The 17,353-nt window shown below is 63.6% G+C and carries 19 protein-coding genes; 6 read left to right on the top strand and 13 right to left on the bottom strand.

Going from position 1 to position 17,353, the window contains the following annotated elements; all coding sequences use genetic code 11:
- The first annotated feature begins 231 nt into the window (after nucleotides 1-231).
- Nucleotides 232-597, top strand: coding sequence for a hypothetical protein (locus tag ACX3P0_RS20785; RefSeq protein ID WP_459091489.1), 366 nt, complete (start codon nucleotides 232-234; stop codon nucleotides 595-597).
- Here ACX3P0_RS20785 and ACX3P0_RS20780 read toward each other — a convergent pair.
- Together ACX3P0_RS20780 and ACX3P0_RS20775 are read right to left on the bottom strand one after the other, a co-directional pair.
- Entirely contained in the window at nucleotides 581-1,795 is a 1,215-nt protein-coding gene (locus ACX3P0_RS20780) for a GGDEF domain-containing protein (protein ID WP_459091487.1), read from the bottom strand. The genes ACX3P0_RS20785 and ACX3P0_RS20780 overlap by 17 nt on opposite strands.
- 63 nt (nucleotides 1,796-1,858) lie before the next feature.
- The gene (locus tag ACX3P0_RS20775; RefSeq protein WP_459091485.1) at nucleotides 1,859-3,088 is read right to left on the bottom strand and encodes a GGDEF domain-containing protein; all 1,230 of its coding nucleotides are present in this window, start codon (nucleotides 3,086-3,088) and stop codon (nucleotides 1,859-1,861) included.
- A 156-nt stretch (nucleotides 3,089-3,244) separates the two neighbouring features.
- Between ACX3P0_RS20775 and ACX3P0_RS20770 the strand changes: the two genes are divergently transcribed.
- Entirely contained in the window at nucleotides 3,245-3,556 is a 312-nt protein-coding gene (locus tag ACX3P0_RS20770; protein ID WP_459091483.1) for a hypothetical protein, read from the top strand.
- A gap of 60 nt (nucleotides 3,557-3,616) precedes the next feature.
- Here the strand turns inward: ACX3P0_RS20770 and leuC are convergent, their stop codons facing one another.
- From leuC to rplS, 6 genes are all read right to left on the bottom strand, one after another.
- The gene (gene leuC / locus ACX3P0_RS20765) at nucleotides 3,617-5,029 is read right to left on the bottom strand and encodes a 3-isopropylmalate dehydratase large subunit (protein ID WP_459091481.1); all 1,413 of its coding nucleotides are present in this window, start codon (nucleotides 5,027-5,029) and stop codon (nucleotides 3,617-3,619) included.
- Between the two features lie 233 nt (nucleotides 5,030-5,262).
- Nucleotides 5,263-5,802, bottom strand: a complete 540-nt coding sequence (locus ACX3P0_RS20760) for an MgtC/SapB family protein (RefSeq protein WP_459091479.1) — start codon at nucleotides 5,800-5,802, stop codon at nucleotides 5,263-5,265.
- Nucleotides 5,803-5,867: 65 nt separating this feature from the next.
- Entirely contained in the window at nucleotides 5,868-6,503 is a 636-nt protein-coding gene (locus ACX3P0_RS20755; RefSeq protein WP_459091477.1) for a class I SAM-dependent DNA methyltransferase, read from the bottom strand.
- A complete protein-coding gene (locus tag ACX3P0_RS20750; RefSeq protein ID WP_459091476.1) occupies nucleotides 6,500-7,306 on the bottom strand; it encodes an amino acid ABC transporter permease in 807 nt (268 codons plus the stop codon). Before ACX3P0_RS20750 ends, ACX3P0_RS20755 begins: the two co-directional genes overlap by 4 nt.
- A gap of 52 nt (nucleotides 7,307-7,358) precedes the next feature.
- Nucleotides 7,359-8,177: a transporter substrate-binding domain-containing protein gene (locus ACX3P0_RS20745; RefSeq protein WP_459091475.1), complete on the bottom strand. Its 819-nt coding sequence runs from the start codon at nucleotides 8,175-8,177 to the stop codon at nucleotides 7,359-7,361.
- Between the two features lie 163 nt (nucleotides 8,178-8,340).
- Nucleotides 8,341-8,895: a 50S ribosomal protein L19 gene (gene rplS / locus ACX3P0_RS20740; protein ID WP_459091474.1), complete on the bottom strand. Its 555-nt coding sequence runs from the start codon at nucleotides 8,893-8,895 to the stop codon at nucleotides 8,341-8,343.
- Nucleotides 8,896-9,234: 339 nt separating this feature from the next.
- On the opposite strand from rplS, the gene ACX3P0_RS20735 reads away from it, so the two are divergent.
- Complete coding sequence (locus tag ACX3P0_RS20735) at nucleotides 9,235-9,987, top strand: sulfite exporter TauE/SafE family protein (protein WP_459091473.1); 753 nt, start codon at nucleotides 9,235-9,237, stop codon at nucleotides 9,985-9,987.
- Here ACX3P0_RS20735 and trmD read toward each other — a convergent pair.
- Complete coding sequence (trmD, locus tag ACX3P0_RS20730; protein WP_459091472.1) at nucleotides 9,969-10,670, bottom strand: tRNA (guanosine(37)-N1)-methyltransferase TrmD; 702 nt, start codon at nucleotides 10,668-10,670, stop codon at nucleotides 9,969-9,971. The genes ACX3P0_RS20735 and trmD overlap by 19 nt on opposite strands.
- Nucleotides 10,667-11,224, bottom strand: a complete 558-nt coding sequence (gene rimM, locus ACX3P0_RS20725; RefSeq protein WP_459091471.1) for a ribosome maturation factor RimM — start codon at nucleotides 11,222-11,224, stop codon at nucleotides 10,667-10,669. Before rimM ends, trmD begins: the two co-directional genes overlap by 4 nt.
- Before the next feature lie 124 nt (nucleotides 11,225-11,348).
- Between rimM and ACX3P0_RS20720 the strand changes: the two genes are divergently transcribed.
- The 3 genes from ACX3P0_RS20720 to ACX3P0_RS20710 all read left to right on the top strand — a co-directional run bounded on the left by ACX3P0_RS20720 (nucleotide 11,349) and on the right by ACX3P0_RS20710 (nucleotide 13,986).
- Entirely contained in the window at nucleotides 11,349-12,290 is a 942-nt protein-coding gene (locus tag ACX3P0_RS20720) for a tyrosine recombinase XerC (RefSeq protein WP_459091470.1), read from the top strand.
- 62 nt (nucleotides 12,291-12,352) lie between these two features.
- Complete coding sequence (locus ACX3P0_RS20715) at nucleotides 12,353-13,420, top strand: TraB/GumN family protein (RefSeq protein WP_459091469.1); 1,068 nt, start codon at nucleotides 12,353-12,355, stop codon at nucleotides 13,418-13,420.
- A gap of 125 nt (nucleotides 13,421-13,545) precedes the next feature.
- Nucleotides 13,546-13,986 carry a hypothetical protein gene (locus ACX3P0_RS20710; protein ID WP_459091467.1) on the top strand — a complete coding sequence of 147 codons (441 nt, stop codon included), beginning with the start codon at nucleotides 13,546-13,548 and terminating at the stop codon, nucleotides 13,984-13,986.
- 72 nt (nucleotides 13,987-14,058) lie between these two features.
- Here ACX3P0_RS20710 and lpdA read toward each other — a convergent pair whose 3' ends face one another.
- The 3 genes from lpdA to odhB form a co-directional block, all read right to left on the bottom strand.
- Nucleotides 14,059-15,465, bottom strand: coding sequence for a dihydrolipoyl dehydrogenase (gene lpdA / locus ACX3P0_RS20705; RefSeq protein ID WP_459091465.1), 1,407 nt, complete (start codon nucleotides 15,463-15,465; stop codon nucleotides 14,059-14,061).
- A gap of 85 nt (nucleotides 15,466-15,550) precedes the next feature.
- On the bottom strand, nucleotides 15,551-16,039 hold the full coding sequence (locus ACX3P0_RS20700; protein WP_459091463.1) for a hypothetical protein: 489 nt from the start codon (nucleotides 16,037-16,039) through the stop codon (nucleotides 15,551-15,553).
- 7 nt (nucleotides 16,040-16,046) lie between these two features.
- Nucleotides 16,047-17,330, bottom strand: coding sequence for a 2-oxoglutarate dehydrogenase complex dihydrolipoyllysine-residue succinyltransferase (gene odhB / locus ACX3P0_RS20695; protein WP_459091461.1), 1,284 nt, complete (start codon nucleotides 17,328-17,330; stop codon nucleotides 16,047-16,049).
- Nucleotides 17,331-17,353 lie beyond the last annotated feature (23 nt).

The raw sequence follows: 17,353 nt of genomic DNA, 5'->3' as shown, positions 1-17,353 counted from the left end.
ATTATCCGTTTGCCGTTCCCGGTGGCGAAGCGGTGCCGAAATGGAACTGAAAGCCTGCCTCAAACGCAAATCTTGCGTCATTAACCATATTTGCACAAGGCAATTTGAGAACGCGGTTAATCTCTTAACAAAGGTTAATAAAAGGTTAATTTCTCCGAATCGGGGACTCCCGCTGCAGGAGCGCCCCTTGCGTGCCCAACCGGGGCACGGCGCTTTAACAAGGAGACGCCTATGCGTTCGGATAATGCGCGTTTCACGATCGGCAAGCCGCGCCTTGCGGTTCTTGCGCTCGCCGCGCTGGCGGCAGCCTACACGGTTCCGACTTTTGCGGGGTCGCGCCACCACGACCGGGTCTATGCCGATTCCTTCGGCAATCTCGTCATCGACAGCGCCGCCGGCTACAAGCGCATCCTCGTCGGCGAGGGCAGGCTGGCCAAGGAACTGGCCGCCTACACCAGCGCCGGCCAGCCGAAAGTCGTCTACGCCGACGAAACCGGCGGGCTGGATTGCTACCGGCCACCGGTTTTCGTGAAAGGCCGCAGCTATATGTACGGCCTGTCCGACGGAGAGATGCCGGACCTCAGTCCCTGCCGGTGAACCGGGAGGTGGCCTGGCTGGCCGCCGCACGATCCTGGACCGTGGCCGATACATGGACGCGGTCGCGGCCGCCTTTTTTCGCTTCGTAAAGCGCCTGATCGGCACGCCGAATCAGTTCGTTGAAATCTTCGCCGGAACGGAGTTCGGCGACACCGAAGCTTGCCGTACAGCGGTGGTCCCCCGGAAGCCCTTCGATCGGCAAGGCGCTGAAGGCGGTACGCGTTCCCTCGGCCAGCAATCTCGCTGTGGCGAGGTTGGTGCCGGGCAGCAGGACCGCGAATTCCTCGCCGCCGATACGCCCTGCGATGTGGTTATAGCTTGTCGCCTCACGCAGAAAGGCAGCGAACGCCTTGATGACGCGGTCGCCGCAAGCGTGGCCGAAGCTGTCGTTGACGCTTTTGAAATGGTCGAGATCGGCAATGACCAGCGACACCGGCGCACCGTGGCACAAGGCGTCGCGAAGCGCGTCCTGCGCATGATATTCGAAGCCGCGCCGGTTCATCAGGCCCGAAAGTGCATCGGTTTCGGACTTCGCCGTGGCGTCCGCGAGCACGTCGCGCACGATCATGACCATGATGAGCAGCGCTATGGCGACGAGGAAAACGGCTCCGAGAGCCTGGGACACGGCCGCATAACTGCTCTGGACGTAAGTCTGGGGGTTCGCGCCCCAGCCTCCAAGCGCCTGCGCGATGAACGGTTTTGCCGCGAACTGGGCGGCGGTTGCCCCTAAAAGCGCCATCAGGGCGTAGTCCAGTCGCTGCCGTTTGAGCGGCGAGGACCGCACGATGCCGATCGCCATGAGCGTCATGAGCGCGTAGGGCATTTGGTAGGCCATCATGCGCAGCAATGACTGGCGCGGCAGATCCTGCACCAGCGACACGACAATGGCGGCGGCCACCAGGAAGCCGACCATCAGCCGCCAGGGTGGGGCAACGTCGTATTTGTGGGCGATGGCGACATTGAACGCCAGGATGCCGGCAAGCAAGACGGCGAAGGCCACGACGACCACGGGAATGGCATTCGAGAAGGAGGGAATGCTGAATTCGATGATGAAGTAGGCCACGCCAAGCAGATAGCCGACGGCCATCCAGCGCGCCGAGATGCGGCGCACGTCGTAGACGGCAATCGTCATGAAAGCCGCCGCCAGCAGGCCGGCGACAGCCATGTTGATCGCTAGAATGAAGATTGCCCCGCCCATGGAGTTTCCCGCTTGGCCCCGAAGCAAACCATCGACGAACGAAAAAGACGTTAACGGCGAGGTTTATCCATGGGGAGCCATGCCTGTCCCGTCGTCAGGCGGCGCCTGCGGCTTGGACGTGAAGAAGGCCATGGCCGGGCGCTGATAGGACAGGCGTACGCTGTCGCGCCCGCTTTGCTTGGCTTGATAGAGCGCTTCGTCGGCGCGGCGAAGCATCGGCGCCAGCCCTTCCTCGTCGCTGCGCGCGGCAACGCCGAAGCTGGCCGTCAGCCGGATGCCTCTCAAGCCTTCCACCCGATCCGTCGAAAACAGCGTGCGGACAGCTTCCGCGAACAGCCGCGCCGCGCCCAGATCGGTCAACGGCAGCAGCACGGCGAATTCCTCGCCGCCTATTCGCCCCGCGACCCCGCGCGATCCCGCCGCCGTCCGCAGCTTGTCGGCGAAGTCCATGATGACGCGGTCGCCGGCCGCATGGCCATGCACATCGTTTACCGCCTTGAAGTGATCGAGATCGGCCAGCACCAGGGCCGCCGGCAGCTTGGCATTTGCGCAGCGGTCCAGCAATTGCGCCGCGCGCTCTTCGAAGCCGCGCCGGTTTAGCAGCTTCGACAGCGGATCGGTATGCGATTCCATCTTCAGTATGCCCATCATGTCCAGCGCGGCCGCCGTGAGCAGGGTAAGCGCGATCAGCAGGGAAAACGTCGCGTGTGCCAATTGTGTCGTCGTCCAGTAGGCCGAGGTATAAAACCCGTCATAGGAGACGAAGGCGCCGTGCAACTTCACCGCCACCAGTGTCCGCAGAAGAAAGTTGCTGGCGGCAAGCAGCGTGAGGATGAGCAGGGCCATCTGGATTGGTCCGTCGCGACGAACCCTACGCAACTCGGCAGCCATCAACAGGCAGATGCCGCCGAAAGCAAAATTCAAGGCATAAATGCGGTAGGTGATGCTCGGCTCGATAAACAGGAACCATGCGAAGGTGGCGACGCCGCCGACCGACAGGATGCCGATTGCGGCGTAAGGGACGCGTTTGCCATAGCGATAAAGGATCGCGGTGGCGAGACCGGCGACGGCGAGGGTGAAACTCACACTGGACGCCAGCTTGGTTAGCGCGAACCCGGCGAAGGGCACGGTAAAATATTGCAGCCCGAACCCCATGCCCGAGCTGATGAAGCCAGCCGCCAGCATCAGCAGATGAGGGGAGTTGCGCTGATAGAGCCATAGCGCGAAAAATGCCGCAGCCAGCACGAGCGCGATCGCCGGATTGAGCAGCGCTATGGAAAGGCCGTTCCCCAAGACAGATTTATTCCGCTGTTGCCGTTGGAGCGAACCTATCCGGTAAGCGCAAACAACGCGTTAAGCGCGATTGGCACGGCGACGGCAAAAGCAAGTTGGGAACCTGGCGGCAAAGCAGGCGTTTCGGGAGGGAGTCAAAGCACGAGAGGTTGCAGCATGACTGAGACCGTTACCCTGACCGACCACGAAACCATCCGGGACTGGGCTGCAGCCCGCGCCGGGGCGCCGGTAGTCGTGGATGTTTCGCCGGAATCGGGAACGCAGCCCATGCTGCGGATCGTTTTCGGCCAGCAGGCCTATGCCGATAACGACCGGCCCGAACGCCCGACCAATGCCGGCGGCTACGAACTGGTCGAATGGGACGACTGGTTCAAGCTGTTCGACGAAAACGCCCTGGCTCTGGTGGTTGCCAAGGATCAGCCGGGCCTGCGCGAAGCTTCCTACGAAATGATCCGCCGCCCGGATTAGCAACAAAAAAACCCGAGGCGGGTGGCCTCGGGGTTTTCCATGCAAAGCGGGTGACCGGGCTTATTTCCAGTCGCGAATGTCGACGAAATGGCCGGCGATCGCCGCCGCCGCCGCCATGGCCGGCGACACCAGATGGGTGCGGCCCTTGAAACCCTGCCGGCCTTCGAAATTGCGGTTCGAGGTCGAGGCGCAGCGCTCATGCGGCTTCAACCGGTCGTCGTTCATGGCCAGGCACATGGAGCAGCCCGGCTCGCGCCAGTCGAAGCCGGCGGCGATGAAGATCTTGTCGAGGCCTTCGGCTTCCGCCTGTTCCTTGACCAGGCCGGAGCCCGGCACAATCATCGCGTCGACGGTCGAGGCCACGGTCTTGCCTTCGACCACCTTGGCGACCGCCCGCAAATCTTCGATGCGGCCATTGGTGCAGGAGCCGATGAAGACGCGGTCGAGCGCGATGTCGGTTATTTTTGTTCCGGCAACGAGGCCCATATAGTCGAGGGCGCGAATCTTTGAGTTGCGCTTGTTCTCGTCATCGATCTCCTCGGGGTTCGGCACCACGCCCTGCACCGAGACGACGTCTTCCGGCGACGAGCCCCAGGTGACGATGGGCGGCAGCTTGGCCGCGTCGAGCACGATCACCTTGTCGTAATGCGCGCCCTCGTCGGTCGTCAGCGTCTTCCAGTATTCGAGCGCCTTGTCCCAGTTTTCGCCTTTCGGGGCGCGGGGCTTGTCCTTCACGTAAGCGAAGGTGGTTTCGTCCGGCGCGATCAGGCCGGCGCGCGCGCCGCCTTCGATCGACATGTTGCAGATGGTCATGCGGCCTTCCATGGAAAGCGCGCGGATCGCCTCGCCGGCATATTCGATGACATAGCCGGTGCCGCCGGCGGTGCCGATCTCGCCGATGATGGCCAGGATGATGTCCTTGGCGGTGACGCCTTCCGGCAACTGCCCGTCGACGCGCACCAGCATGTTCTTGGCCTTGCGCTGGATCAGCGTCTGGGTGGCGAGCACATGCTCGACCTCGGACGTGCCGATGCCGTGCGCCAGCGCGCCGAACGCGCCATGCGTGGAAGTGTGGCTGTCGCCACAGACGATGGTCATGCCCGGCAGCGTAAAGCCCTGCTCCGGCCCAATGATGTGGACGATGCCCTGCCGGATGTCCGTTTCGGAATAATACTCGACGCCGAAATCCTTGGCATTCTTCGCCAGCGCCGCGATCTGGATGCGGCTTTCCTCGTTGCGGTTGATGCCGAGCTTGCGGTCGGCCGACGTCGGCACGTTGTGATCGACCACGGCCAGCGTCTTTTCAGGGTGGCGAACCTGACGCCCCGTCATGCGCAGGCCCTCGAAAGCCTGCGGGCTGGTCACTTCATGGACGAGGTGCCGGTCGATATAGAGCAGGCAGGTGCCATCGGCCTGCTGGTCGACCAGATGGTCGTCGAAAATCTTGTCGTAGAGGGTGCGCGGTGCGCTCATATGCGTAAATCCGTCGATATCAGAAAGGAAAAAGGCCGGCGCATGCCGGAAGCGGCTGTGAAAGCGGCTCAGCGAAGTCGGCTGGTCAGCGAACCCGAAACTCGGGCGAAAAATCGCGACGGCAGGCGCTTGTGGTCCTGCAGCACGAAGCCCTTATAGGCCGGATCGCCAAAAAGCTCTTCCATCGGCCCCCTCATATCAATCTTTTGCCGAGTCGGCAATTGCGTCGAGGGTCAGGGCCCGGGCTTGTCCTTGGCGCGGCGGGCGGGCGGCGAAGGCTCGTCCTCCTTCTTGTCCTCGCTGATGTCGAAACGGGTCTCGATCGAATGCAGGAGGCCGACGACGACCAGCACCAAAAGCGTGCCGAAGGCGGCGATCTGCCAGAAGCCGAGCCCGCAGCCGAGCCCGATGGCGCCCGCCAGCCACATGCCGGCGCCAGTCGTCAGTCCCTGCACTTGGCCGCGCGAAAACATGATCGACCCGGCGGCGAGGAAGGCGACGCCGGCGGTGACGGCCTCGACGACGCGAATCGGATCCACCTTGATGGCTTCGGCCGCAAACATCGGCGCATGGACGATCTCGATGGTGAGGATGCCGAAGGTCGCCGCCGCCAGACAGATGAGGATGTGGGTGCGCAGCCCCGCCGGCCGGTTGCGCCATTCGCGCTCGAAGCCGATGACCGCGCCGAAGACAGTCGCCAGCAGCAGCCGCGCCGCCAACACCGGAAAGGACGTATAGGTCGCGTGACCGAATTCCGCGATGAGCTGTTCCAAAAATCCCTCCGCCGTTGCGTTCTCGCCCAACGGCTTGCGCTCGCTTGGGTTCCCTCACCTGATCGTCACACCACCTCGAAGACGAAGGCTTTGACCAGCACATCGGCCTCGTCGATGGCGAAGGCACGGAAGGCGGGGCTTTCTTCCAGCATTCGCCAGCGCCCGGCGTCTTCGAGCGCCTTGAACGTCGCGAAAAAGCCGCCGGCATCCAGCACCACGTCGCGCACGGTGAAGATGGCCATGCCGCCGGGACGCGTGATCCGCACCAGTTCTTCAAGGCTGGAGGCCGGGGCATGGCCTTGCGTGAACACGCCGGTCGAGAAGAACGCGGCGAAATGGCCATCGGCCCATGGCAGCGGTCCGCCCAGTGCTGCCTGCGCAAGCGCCCGATAAGCCTGCCGCGAGCCGGCGATGCCCAGCATTTCCGGGGACATGTCGAGGCCGGTAATGTCTTCATAGCCGAGAGCTTTCAACGCCGGTCCGGAAAGCCCCGTACCGCAGCCGGCGTCGAGCAGCGGCCCGGCGTCCTTTGCCACGTAGCGCGCCACCCACGCCGCGATCAGGAACGGCAGGCAATAGCCCGACGCGGCCGTCTCGCGGTCGTATTCGGCCGACCACGCGGCATAGGCTTGCGCCAGTTCCTGCGGCGTTTCTGCCGCATAGACCTGCGCCAGCCCCTCCGATTCCCGTCCCTCGCTCATGTCGCATGGCCCTTGCGCATCCGTTTCTCCAGCGCCCTGAGCGCGAGTGACAGGCCGACCGTCAGCACCAGATAGATATAGGCGACGATCGAATAGGTCTCGAAGAAACGGAACGAGCCGGCCGCATAGATTTTGCCCATCTGGGTGATGTCGGCGACGCCAAGCACCGAAACCAGCGAACTGTCCTTGACCATGGCGACGAAATCATTGCCGAGCGGCGGCAGGATGGTGCGGATCGCCTGCGGCAGGACAATCAGCCGAAAACGGCGATAGCGCGACAGGCCGAGCGCCTTGGCCGCCTCGATCTGGCCGGGGTCCACCGACTGGATTCCGGCGCGAAAAACTTCCGCGATAAAGGCCGAATAGCCGATGGTTAGCGCCATGATGGCGCGCCACAAGAGCGAAATATCGCGCACCCGCAATTCGCCGAAAAGCCCGGCGTCCTGCAGGGGCACTGTGAGCCAGTTCCATAGCGCCACAAAACCAGGCGCCCCGGCGAAGGCGATCCAGAACAACAGCACCAGGATCGGCACGCCGCGAATGATCTCGACATAGAAGCGGGCGACCTGACGCAGCAAGCGCGAACCAGACAGCGCCATCAACGCTACGCCGAGCCCGATGGCGGAAGCGAGAGTGAAGCCCACGGCGGTGACAAAGACGGTAATGCCGATGCCCTTGGCAACGGTCGAAAACACCTGAGCATAAAGATCGCTCGCCGCGATGAAGATCGCCGCAGCGATGGCGACGGTTGCGGCAACAGCCAGCCACCATGGGAAGTCGGGTTTTTCGCGGGGCGGCGGCATTCAGGTTCGACCGAGCGCGGTCATCTAAGATTATTCAGCCGCGCTTGCGACTTCACTGGCCCATCTTGTAATCAAGAAACCATTTCTTGTTCAGCGCCTCGAGCGTGCCGTCGGTATTCAACGTGGCGAGTGCGGCGTTGATCGGCGCGACAAGATCGGAACCTTTCGGGAAAATAAAACCGAAATCCTCGGTGCCGAGCGGGCCGCCGATCAGCTTCAGGCCGCCATTCGAGGCGTCCGCATAGCCTTTGCCCGCGGTGCCGTCGGTCAGCACCACATCGACGTCGCCGCTCTTCAGCGCCTGCACCGAAGCGCCGAACGTCTCGAACAGTTTTATGCGCGGGTTCTGTTCGTTGCCGTCGAGCACGCTGTAGACGGCCGTATAGAAGGGCGCGGTGCCGGCCTGCGCGCCGACCAGACCATCCTTGAACGCGCCGAAGCTGGCCGCATCGGTGAAGCGGCTCTCGTCACCCCGCACCAGCATGAACTGCTCGTTGCGCATATAGGGGTCGGAGAAATCGACCTTGGCCTTGCGCTCGTCGTTGATGGTGATGCCGGTCATGCCGATATCATACTGCTTGTCGGAAACCGCCTGGATCATCGCATCCCACGAGGCGTTCTGGTACTCCACCTTGAAATTTAGCCGCTTGGCGATCTCGTCCATCGCGTCATATTCCCAGCCGATCTGCTTGCCGGTCTTGGGGTCGACGAACTGGAGGGGCGGGTAGGCGTTTTCCGTGACCACCACGACCGTCTTGCCGGCGAGGTCAGGCAGCGTTTGTGCCAAGGCGGCCATGGGCATGAGAAGCGCGGCGATGGGCGCGAGAAGCAGGGCGAACAGGCTTGCCAGCAGCAGTTTCGACTTGGTCATGAGGGTCCCCGGAAATCTGCGCGGCACAATGCTCTGCGATCACGAAACGCCGTCGAGTTTAGCGTTTCACCGGCACCTTTCAAGCCACCGCTTTGCGCCGAACGCCAAGCGCACAAATGAAAAAGGCGGCCGAGGCCGCCTTTCGTCAATCGTCTGGCGAAGCCTACTCCGCGGCCGGCTCGGCGGCGGCAGTTGCTTCGGCAGCCTTTGCAGCCTCGTCGGCGGCCTTCTTCTCGGCGGCTTCCTGTGCGGCCTTCTCGGCGGCGAGCGCCTGAGCGGCGGCGATCTTTTCTGCCTCGATGCGGGCCTTCTCGGCATGCAGCGCCGCGCGCTCGGCATCGTTCAGCTTACGGGCGCGAACACCAGTGTTTTCCGTAATACGGGCCGACTTGCCGCGACGGTCGCGCAGATAATAGAGCTTGGCGCGGCGAACCTTGCCGCGGCGCACGATCTCGACGCCCTCGATCATCGGCGAATAGACGGGGAACACGCGCTCGACGCCTTCGCCATAGGAAATCTTGCGGACGGTAAAGCTTTCCTGGAAGCCGGCGCCGGCACGGGCGATGACAACGCCTTCATAGGCCTGGACGCGGGTGCGGGTGCCTTCCGTGACACGAACGTTGACGCGAACGGTATCGCCGGGCTGGAATTCCGGCAGGACGCGCTTGGCTTCGATTTTGGCGACCTGTTCGGCCTCGATCTGACGGAGAATATCCATCTGAAAAATCCACTTCTTGTTCTTCCGACAGTCAGAGCGCCCTGCACTCGCCTTGCAGTTCCCCCGGAAATCGGACAGGGACCGCTCGGCTATGCCATCCGTTCGAGAACGTCCGGCAGGGGCGACTACACCGTCAATGTTGACGGGTTATTTTTGCAAATCCGGCAGATACTACCGGTTCGAGCGGGCACATACAGGCATTTTGCGACTTTGTCACGTCTTGGCCCGAGACTTTTTCGCCATTGAGCCTAGCGCAACCCGTCTATATCGACGATTGCCCCATGAAGTAAGGCGTCGGATCGGCGCGGCCTCCTCTCCACCCACGGCGGTTAGCCTTCAATGTCCATTGTCGATGTCATCATTCTTTTCCTTGCAGGCTATCTGTCTGGCGTCGTCAACGCGATGGCCGGCGGCGGCACCTTCATCACCTTCGGCGCCATGTCGCTTCTGGGAACGCCGCCTATCCTGGCCAACGCCACGTCCTCGGTGACGCAGTTTCCCGGCTACATCACCTCGACGCTCGCCTATTGGAGCGACATCAAGCTTTTCTGGCGCGGCGCGCTTCTCCTGTGCGCCATCTCGGCCGCTGGCGCGCTGGTCGGTTCGCTCATCCTGCTGGCGCTGGACAGCGCATCCTTCAAGGCGCTGGTGCCGTGGCTGCTTCTGGCGGCAACGGCGCTGTTTGCCGCCGGCCCCTGGTTGAAACCCGCGCCCAAAGCCGCCGGTGAGCCAAAGGTGGGGTCGCTGGCCGGCTCCATCGCGCAATTCTTCACCGCCATTTATGGCGGGTTCTTCGGCGCCGGCATGGGCGTGATGATGCTGGCCACGCTCGGCCTCACCGAAAGCGGCGACTACCACCGCATCAACGCGCTGAAGAACATGCTGGCCATGGTCATCGCTTCGCTGGCCATCGTCGTGTTCGTCGCCGGCGGCGTGGTGGCCTGGCCGGAAGCGATCGTGATGATCCCCGGCGGTGCTCTGGGCGGCTATTCCGGCGTATGGATTGCCAAGCGCGTGCCGCAAGGCGCGGTGCGCATCTTCGTCATCGCGGTCGGCCTGCTTCTCGCGCTCTACTACTTCGTCAAACCCTGAGTGACGGCCAGCAAATCCGGCCGGCGCTCCCGCGTCAGCCTTTCTGATTCCGCCTGCCGCCAAGCCGCGATCTTGGCGTGATTGCCGGAAGTCAGCACCTCGGGGATGACGAGCCCTTCGAACTCCTGCGGCCGCGTGTAATGCGGGTGTTCGAGCAGGCCGTTTTCAAAACTCTCTTCCTCGCCGGAGCGCTCATTGCCCATGACGCCGGGCAAAAGCCGTACCACCGCGTCAAGCAGCACAAGGGCTGCCGGCTCGCCGCCCGAGAGAATGAAATCGCCGACCGACACTTCCTCCAGGCCGCGCGCGTCGATGACGCGCTGGTCGACGCCCTCGAACCGCCCGCAGACGATCACCACGCCCGGCCCCGAAGCCAGTTCGCGCACGCGTGCCTGCGTCAGCGGTTTTCCACGCGGGCTCATCAGCAGGCGGGGGCGCGGATCGCCTTGCGGCGACGCGTGGTCGATGGCCTTGGCCAGAACGTCGGCGCGCATCACCATGCCGGCACCGCCGCCCGCCGGCGTGTCGTCGACGGTACGGTGGCGATCCGTGGCGAAATCGCGGATCTGGATGGTCTCCAGCCCCCAGGTATCGGCCTCCAGCGCACGCCCCGCCAGCGACAGACCGAGCGCACCCGGAAACATTTCCGGATAGAGCGTCAGCACCGTGGCGGAGAAGCTCACCGGTCGCCTCCGGCAGCTTCGGGATTTTCATCGTCCTCGCCGCCGATCAGCCCGGCAGCGGCCGGATCGACGTGGACGAACCCGCCGGAAATGGACACTTCGGGCACCGCCGCCTGGCTGAACGGGATCAGCACGCCCCTGCGGCCACTGAGCGTCACTTCGAGAATATCGCCGGCACCGAAATTATGCACGGCGTCCACCTTGCCGAGCACTTCGCCCGTCTCGTCCTTCACGGCCAGCCCGACCAGATCGGCATGGTAGAATTCGTCGTCGCCGCCATCGTCGGGCAGTACCGAGCGATCCACGAACAATTCGGTGCCGGCAAGCGCTTCGGCCGCATTGCGGTCTTTTAAGCCTTTGAAGCGGACCACGACCACGGTATTGGCCGGGCGGATGTCGATCACCTCGAACGCCCTGCCGTCCTTGGCATAAAGCGGCCCGTAGTCGGCCAGCGCCAGCGGGTCGCCGGTAAATGTCTTCACCCGCACTTCGCCTTTGATGCCGTGCGCGGCGCCGATCACGGCCATCTGGATGGGGTTCTTTGGAGCTGGCATGGGTGGAGCGTTCCTGTTTAGCCCTGTCTCCTAAACGCAGAGCAAGCGGTTTTCAATTGCGTGCCGTTCATCGCTTCCTAACTTGATGGCTGCAGGATGAGTGTCCAGGGGCGTGAAAAAGGTCATGGAAGAAAAATTCCTCATCACGGCCAAACCCGACCTGCAGGCGGCACGCGAAAGCTGGCTGAAAATGCTTGCGGGCGAGCGCCGGCTGTCGCCGGAAACCGTCAAGGCCTATGAGCGCGACACACGCCAGTTTTTGCAATTCCTGACCGGCCACTGTGGTGGGCCACCGGGCGTCTCCGATATCGCCGATCTGCGTCCGGCCGATCTTCGCGGTTTCTTGGCCCAGCGTCGCGCCGGCGGTGCCGGTGCGCGTACGCTGGGGCGCGGTCTGGCCGGCATCCGCTCGCTGCTGCGCTTCATGGAGCGGCGCGGCCTTGTCAACGCGGCGGGTGCGGCGGCGCTGCGCGCACCACGCCAGCCCAAGTCGCTGCCAAAACCCCTGACCGCCAGCGATGCCAGGCATGTCGTGTCGATCGAAGGGCAACTGGCGGAAGAGCCGTGGATCGCCGCGCGCAACGCCGCCGTGCTGACGCTGCTCTACGGCTCGGGCCTGCGCATTTCCGAAGCGCTCGGCCTGTCGGCCGGCGAGCTTTTGTCGGCCAGCGATACCGTGTTGCGCGTGACGGGCAAGGGCGGCAAGACGCGGCTGGTGCCGGTGCTGCCGGTAGCCTTGCGCTCCGTCGCCGAATACCGCCGACTTTGCCCCTATCATCTCGACCCGAAGGGTCTGCTGTTTCGCGGCGCGCGCGGCGGGCCGCTCAACCCGGCCATCGTCCAGCGTGACATGGCAAAGCTGCGCTCGGCGCTGAACCTGCCGGACACCGCCACGCCGCATGCGCTGCGCCACTCCTTCGCCACGCATCTGCTCGGGCGCGGCGGCGACCTCAGGACCATCCAGGAATTGCTCGGCCATGCCAGCCTGTCGACAACGCAGGTCTATACCGGTGTCGACACCGCCCGCTTGCTGGAAATCTACGAGGCCGCGCATCCAAGGGCGTGATCCCCTCCAATTTTGCCGCTCCGGTTAACGGTTTCGCCGCTTTTTGCGCCTAGGAAAAACGCATGAAGAAAGCCATCGCCCTTGCCGACCGCGCAGCGCTGCCCGCCTTGAAACTGCTGGCCGTGCTCAATGCGCTGTTCTTTCTTTCCTTTCTGGTCTTCCTGCTGCTCGCCACAGGCAAGGCGCACGCCGACACCCCGGTCTGCACCGGCATCGACCTGACGGCAGACCTGCAGAAAACCGATCCGGCCGCCTATAAAAAGGTGGAAAGCGAAGCGGCGGCGACCCCGAACGGCAAGGGGCTGTTGTGGAAGCTGGAAAAGCCCGGCGAAAAGCCGTCTTTCCTGTTCGGCACCATGCACATGACCGACCCGCGCGTTGTCACCCTGCCTGCCGCCGCGCAAAAGGCCTTTGACGCCGCCGACACCGTCATCATCGAGACGACCGAAGTGCTCGACCAGACGAAGCTGATGGCGGCGATGCTGAAAGAGCCGGACCTGATGATGTTCACCGACAACACGACGCTGACGTCGCTGCTGTCGCCGGCGGATGCCGCCACCATGAACAGGGAACTCGACGCGCGCGGCATTCCGCCCTTGAGCGTCGCCAAGATGAAGCCGTGGATGCTGTCGGCAATGGTGGCGCTGCCGGCTTGTGAGATGGCGCGAAAGGCAGGCGGTGCGCCCGTGCTCGACATCAAGCTGGCCGAAGAAGCCAAGGCCGCTGGCAAGAGCGTCGAGGGGCTGGAAACGGTCGCCGACCAGCTTCGGGCCATGGCCTCGCTGCCGATCGCCTTTCACATGAAGGGGCTGGTCGATACGTTGAAGCTCGGCGACAAGATGGACGACATAAACGAAACCATGATCGCGCTCTACCAGCGCGGCGAGATCGGCATGATCTGGCCGCTGTTTCGCGCCCTGCTGCCCGAGGAGGGCGACGATCAGGCCGGCTATGCCGCGTTTGAGGAGGCCATGGTGACCGGCCGCAACAAGGTGATGGCCGAGCACGCCGCGCCCATCCTGGCCAAGGGCAACGCCTTCATGGCGGTTGGCGCGCTGCACCTGCCAGGCGCGCAGGGGCTTGTCGAGGATTTCCGCAAGGCCGGCTACACGGTCACGGCCGTCGAATAATCTCTCGCAGAGCGCCTCCGCCACGGCGCGTTCGTCTATTTCCGTCGCGAATGAAACTCAATCGCTCGTCGTGCGTTGATGCATGTTGATTGACCGATGCAAATCATTTCACGGAGGACACCGTAATGGCGAACCCGCCTAACAACCCAGATCCACTAGATCCATTGCGCAACGATCCGCTTAATCCGATCCCCCCCCGAACAGCGGACCCGGTGATCGAAAATCGCGTTGCCGCGCGTTCCGGCGGCAGTGGGTGGCTCATTGCCCTGATCGTCGTCATTCTGGCCATCGTGGCCTATTACATTTTCGGGCGCACAGCGACGGAAGTGCCCCCGGCCGACGCGCCGGCCGCAACCGAGAGTGCCCCGGCTCCCTCAACGACGGAACCTTCTACGACGGAGCCTTCCACAACCGAGCCAGTTCCCGCGCCGGCTCCTTCCGAGACGACGCCGATGACACCGGAAGCGCCTGCTGAAACCGCGCCAGCGACGCCGGCTCCCGAGCCTGCCGAGCCTGCAACGCCGGCTCCGGCCGAGCCCGCTCCGGCCCCGGCTCCGGCCAACTAACCTTACATCCGGCATAAACGCGAACGGCCCGCCATTGGCGGGCCGTTTTGCTTTGGATCACCGATCTCCAGATCAAATATGGATCGGCTTGAAGAAGGTCGCCAGCGCCGCTTCCTTGATCGCTTCCGACATGGTCGGGTGCGCATGGCAGGTACGGGCGAGGTCTTCTGACGAGCCGCCGAATTCCATCAGGACCGCCGCCTCGTGGATCATCTCGCCAGCACCGAAGCCGACGATATGGACGCCGAGAACGCGGTCGCTTGTCTTGTCGGCCAGGATTTTGACGAAGCCGTCCGTGTGCAGCATAGCGCGCGCGCGGCCATTGGCGGTAAAGGGGAACTTGCCGACCTTGTAGTCCACGCCGGCCTTCTTCAGTTCTTCCTCGGTTTTGCCGACGGAGGCTATTTCCGGGCTGGTATAGACGACGCTCGGAATGACGTCGTAGTTCACATGGCCGGCCTGCCCGGCAATGATCTCGGCAACCGCGACGCCCTCATCCTCGGCCTTGTGCGCCAGCATCGGCCCGGCGATGACATCGCCGATGGCATAGATGCCGGGAACATTGGTCTGGAGATGCGCATCCGTCTTGACGCGGCCGCGCTCATCGACCTCGACGCCGGCTTCCTTCAGCCCGAGATTGTCGGCATAGGCGCGGCGGCCGGTGGAAATCAGCACCGTGTCGGCCTCGATGGTCTGAGGCTCGCCGCCCTTGACCGGCTCGAAGGTCACCGTCGCGCCCTTCTTCGCCTTGGCAACCGCCGTCACTTTGGCGCCCAGCTTGAATTCAAAACCCTGCTTGGAAAGCAGGCGCTGGAACTGTTTTGAGACCTCGCCGTCCATGCCGCCCAAAATGGTGTCGAGGAATTCGACCACCGTGACCTTTGCACCCAGGCGCGCCCAGACCGAGCCGAGTTCCAGCCCGATGACGCCGCCGCCGACCACCACCAGATGGCCCGGCACCTTGTCCAGCGCCAGCGCGCCAGTGGACGACACGATCACCTTCTCGTCGATGTCGACCTTGACGCCCGGAATGCCCGCCACTTCGGAACCGGTGGCGATGACGATGTTCTTCGCCTCGATTTCCTCGGTCTTGCCGTCTTCGCCGGTCACCGAAACCTTGCCGGCGGCCAGCACCTTGCCGGTGCCACGAAAACTGTCGATCTTGTTCTTCTTGAACAGGAAGGCGACGCCGTTGACATTGGCCGACACGGTCGTGTCCTTGTGCGCCATCAGTTTCTTCAGGTTCATCTTCGGCGTGGAAATTTCGACGCCCAGCGCATCGAAGGAGTGCGTGGCCTCGGCAAACATTTCCGATGCGTGCAGCAGGGCCTTGGAAGGGATGCAGCCGATATTGAGGCAGGTGCCGCCAAACGTCTCGCGCTTTTCCACCACGGCCACCTTCAGGCCAAGCTGCGCCGCCTTGATCGCGCATACATAGCCGCCCGGTCCCGAACCGATCACCACGACATCATAAGCCATTTTTCAATTTCCCTGTTTCATACGGGCCGCGTGTGCCCCGTTTTCCGAGAGTGTGGAAGGAACCGCGCTGTGCCAGACCCGCCGCTCATTCCTGGCAGCCCTTCAAGGCAAAGACGTCCCCCGGCAATCTGGAAAGACCGTTGGCGCCATCGACCGGCGACCCGCCCACCGAGGGGCCGAGATCGGGAAAGATCAGTGTCGCGGGCGCTTCGCCTTCCGCCGGCAGCAAACCGATATTCCCCTTGTCGTCGGACGTGTAGATCACGCCTTCCCAGACCGTGCAGGCCGTCAATTCGTCGCCCGTAACGTCGCCATCTGGACACTGGTACATGAGCGACCCATAGGGCCGGCGAACGTCGCCGCCGCTCCACATGACTATGCCGTCCAGAACCACGTCGCGCTCGAGCACCATCCTGAATGCGTTGGTGACCACCGCCAGCCCCTTGGCGGGCGAAAAATCGATCTCGGCGGCCTGATCCTTGTCGCCGTAGACGGCCAGTTCCATCGGGCAGGCGGCTTGAGCGCCGGCGCAACCCAGGACGACGGCCGGGACCGCGGCGAGAACCCCGCGCATCACCAGCCTAAAGGTCTAGCACCAGCCGTTCCGGGTCCTCCAGGCTTTCCTTGACCCGGACGAGGAACGTCACCGCTTCCTTGCCGTCGACGATGCGGTGATCGTAGCTGAGCGCCAGATACATCATCGGACGGATGACGATCTGGCCGCCGACCACCACCGGCCGCTCCTGAATCTTGTGCATGCCCAGAATACCGGACTGCGGCGCGTTCAGGATCGGCGTCGACATCAGCGAACCGTAGACGCCGCCATTGGAGATGGTGAAGGTGCCGCCCTGCATGTCGGCGACCGACAACTTACCGTCCCGCGCCGCCAGCCCAAGCCGGCCGATTTCCTTCTCGATCTCGGCAATCGACATGGCGTCGGCATCGCGCACCACCGGCACCACAAGACCCCGGTCCGTTCCGACGGCGACGCCGACATGGGCAAAGTTCTTGTAGACGATGTCGGTGCCGTCGATCTCGGCGTTGACGGAGGGGATTTCCTTCAGCGCATGCGTGACCGCCTTGGTGAAGAAGCCCATGAAGCCGAGCTTCACGCCATGCTTCTTCTCGAACACGTCCTTGTACTTGGTACGCAGCTCCATCACCGCCTTCATGTCCACCTCGTTGAAGGTGGTCAGCATGGCCGCAGCCGACTGCGCTTCCTTGAGCCGGCGCGCGATGGTCTGGCGCAGGCGGGTCATGCGCACGCGCTCCTCGCGAGAGGCATCGTCAGGCGACGACGGCGCACGGACGGTGACCGGGGCGGGAGTGGCAGCGCTCTTCGGCGTTTCGGCCGGCTGCGACGGCGCGCCCTGCGCCACCGCGTCGAGAACGTCGCCCTTGAGCACCTGGCCGCGCTTGCCGGAGCCCGAAACCTGATCGACGGAAAGGTTCTTTTCCGCCAGCATCTTCGCCGCCGCCGGAGCAGGCGGCATCTTGCGCTCTTCGATCTGGCTTTCGCCGGCGACCTTGGCGCTCTGCGCGGCGGCTTCCTTGGTGGTCGAGGCCGCCGAAGGTGCGGAAGCCTGCGCGACAGTCGCATCCTGCTTCGGCGCTGCCGCCTTGGCCGCACCGGCCGAAATCGTGCCGAGCAGCGCACCGACCTCGACGGTTTCACCTTCCTGCACGACGATCTCCGCCAGCGTGCCGGCGGCGGCGGCCGGAACTTCGATGGTCACCTTGTCGGTTTCCAGTTCGACCAGCGGCTCGTCCATGGCGATGGCGTCGCCGACCTTCTTGAACCACTTGCCGATGGTCGCTTCGGTAACGGATTCGCCGAGCGTAGGAACGCGAATTTCATTGGCCATTATGCTTGTCCGTCCTTGCGGTT

This window comes from Mesorhizobium sp. A556 (genome assembly GCF_054489545.1).
The sequence above is the reverse complement of the archived record's forward strand: the minus strand, read 5'-3'. Positions and strand labels throughout refer to the sequence as shown.

Excerpts from the sequence above, each read along its gene's own strand:
- rplS (WP_459091474.1), bottom strand. The coding sequence starts at position 8,895 with ATGGATATTCTCCGTCAGATCGAGGCCGAACAGGTCGCCAAAATCGAA.
- lpdA (WP_459091465.1), bottom strand. The coding sequence starts at position 15,465 with ATGGCTTATGATGTCGTGGTGATCGGTTCGGGACCGGGCGGCTATGTA.
- ACX3P0_RS20715 (WP_459091469.1), top strand. The coding sequence starts at position 12,353 with ATGAAGAAAGCCATCGCCCTTGCCGACCGCGCAGCGCTGCCCGCCTTG.
- ACX3P0_RS20755 (WP_459091477.1), bottom strand. The coding sequence starts at position 6,503 with ATGAGCGAGGGACGGGAATCGGAGGGGCTGGCGCAGGTCTATGCGGCA.
- rimM (WP_459091471.1), bottom strand. The coding sequence starts at position 11,224 with ATGCCAGCTCCAAAGAACCCCATCCAGATGGCCGTGATCGGCGCCGCG.
- ACX3P0_RS20720 (WP_459091470.1), top strand. The coding sequence starts at position 11,349 with ATGGAAGAAAAATTCCTCATCACGGCCAAACCCGACCTGCAGGCGGCA.
- ACX3P0_RS20745 (WP_459091475.1), bottom strand. The coding sequence starts at position 8,177 with ATGACCAAGTCGAAACTGCTGCTGGCAAGCCTGTTCGCCCTGCTTCTC.
- odhB (WP_459091461.1), bottom strand. The coding sequence starts at position 17,330 with ATGGCCAATGAAATTCGCGTTCCTACGCTCGGCGAATCCGTTACCGAA.
- ACX3P0_RS20710 (WP_459091467.1), top strand. The coding sequence starts at position 13,546 with ATGGCGAACCCGCCTAACAACCCAGATCCACTAGATCCATTGCGCAAC.
- ACX3P0_RS20785 (WP_459091489.1), top strand. The coding sequence starts at position 232 with ATGCGTTCGGATAATGCGCGTTTCACGATCGGCAAGCCGCGCCTTGCG.
- leuC (WP_459091481.1), bottom strand. The coding sequence starts at position 5,029 with ATGAGCGCACCGCGCACCCTCTACGACAAGATTTTCGACGACCATCTG.
- ACX3P0_RS20700 (WP_459091463.1), bottom strand. The coding sequence starts at position 16,039 with ATGCGCGGGGTTCTCGCCGCGGTCCCGGCCGTCGTCCTGGGTTGCGCC.
- ACX3P0_RS20750 (WP_459091476.1), bottom strand. The coding sequence starts at position 7,306 with ATGCCGCCGCCCCGCGAAAAACCCGACTTCCCATGGTGGCTGGCTGTT.
- ACX3P0_RS20735 (WP_459091473.1), top strand. The coding sequence starts at position 9,235 with ATGTCCATTGTCGATGTCATCATTCTTTTCCTTGCAGGCTATCTGTCT.
- ACX3P0_RS20770 (WP_459091483.1), top strand. The coding sequence starts at position 3,245 with ATGACTGAGACCGTTACCCTGACCGACCACGAAACCATCCGGGACTGG.
- ACX3P0_RS20780 (WP_459091487.1), bottom strand. The coding sequence starts at position 1,795 with ATGGGCGGGGCAATCTTCATTCTAGCGATCAACATGGCTGTCGCCGGC.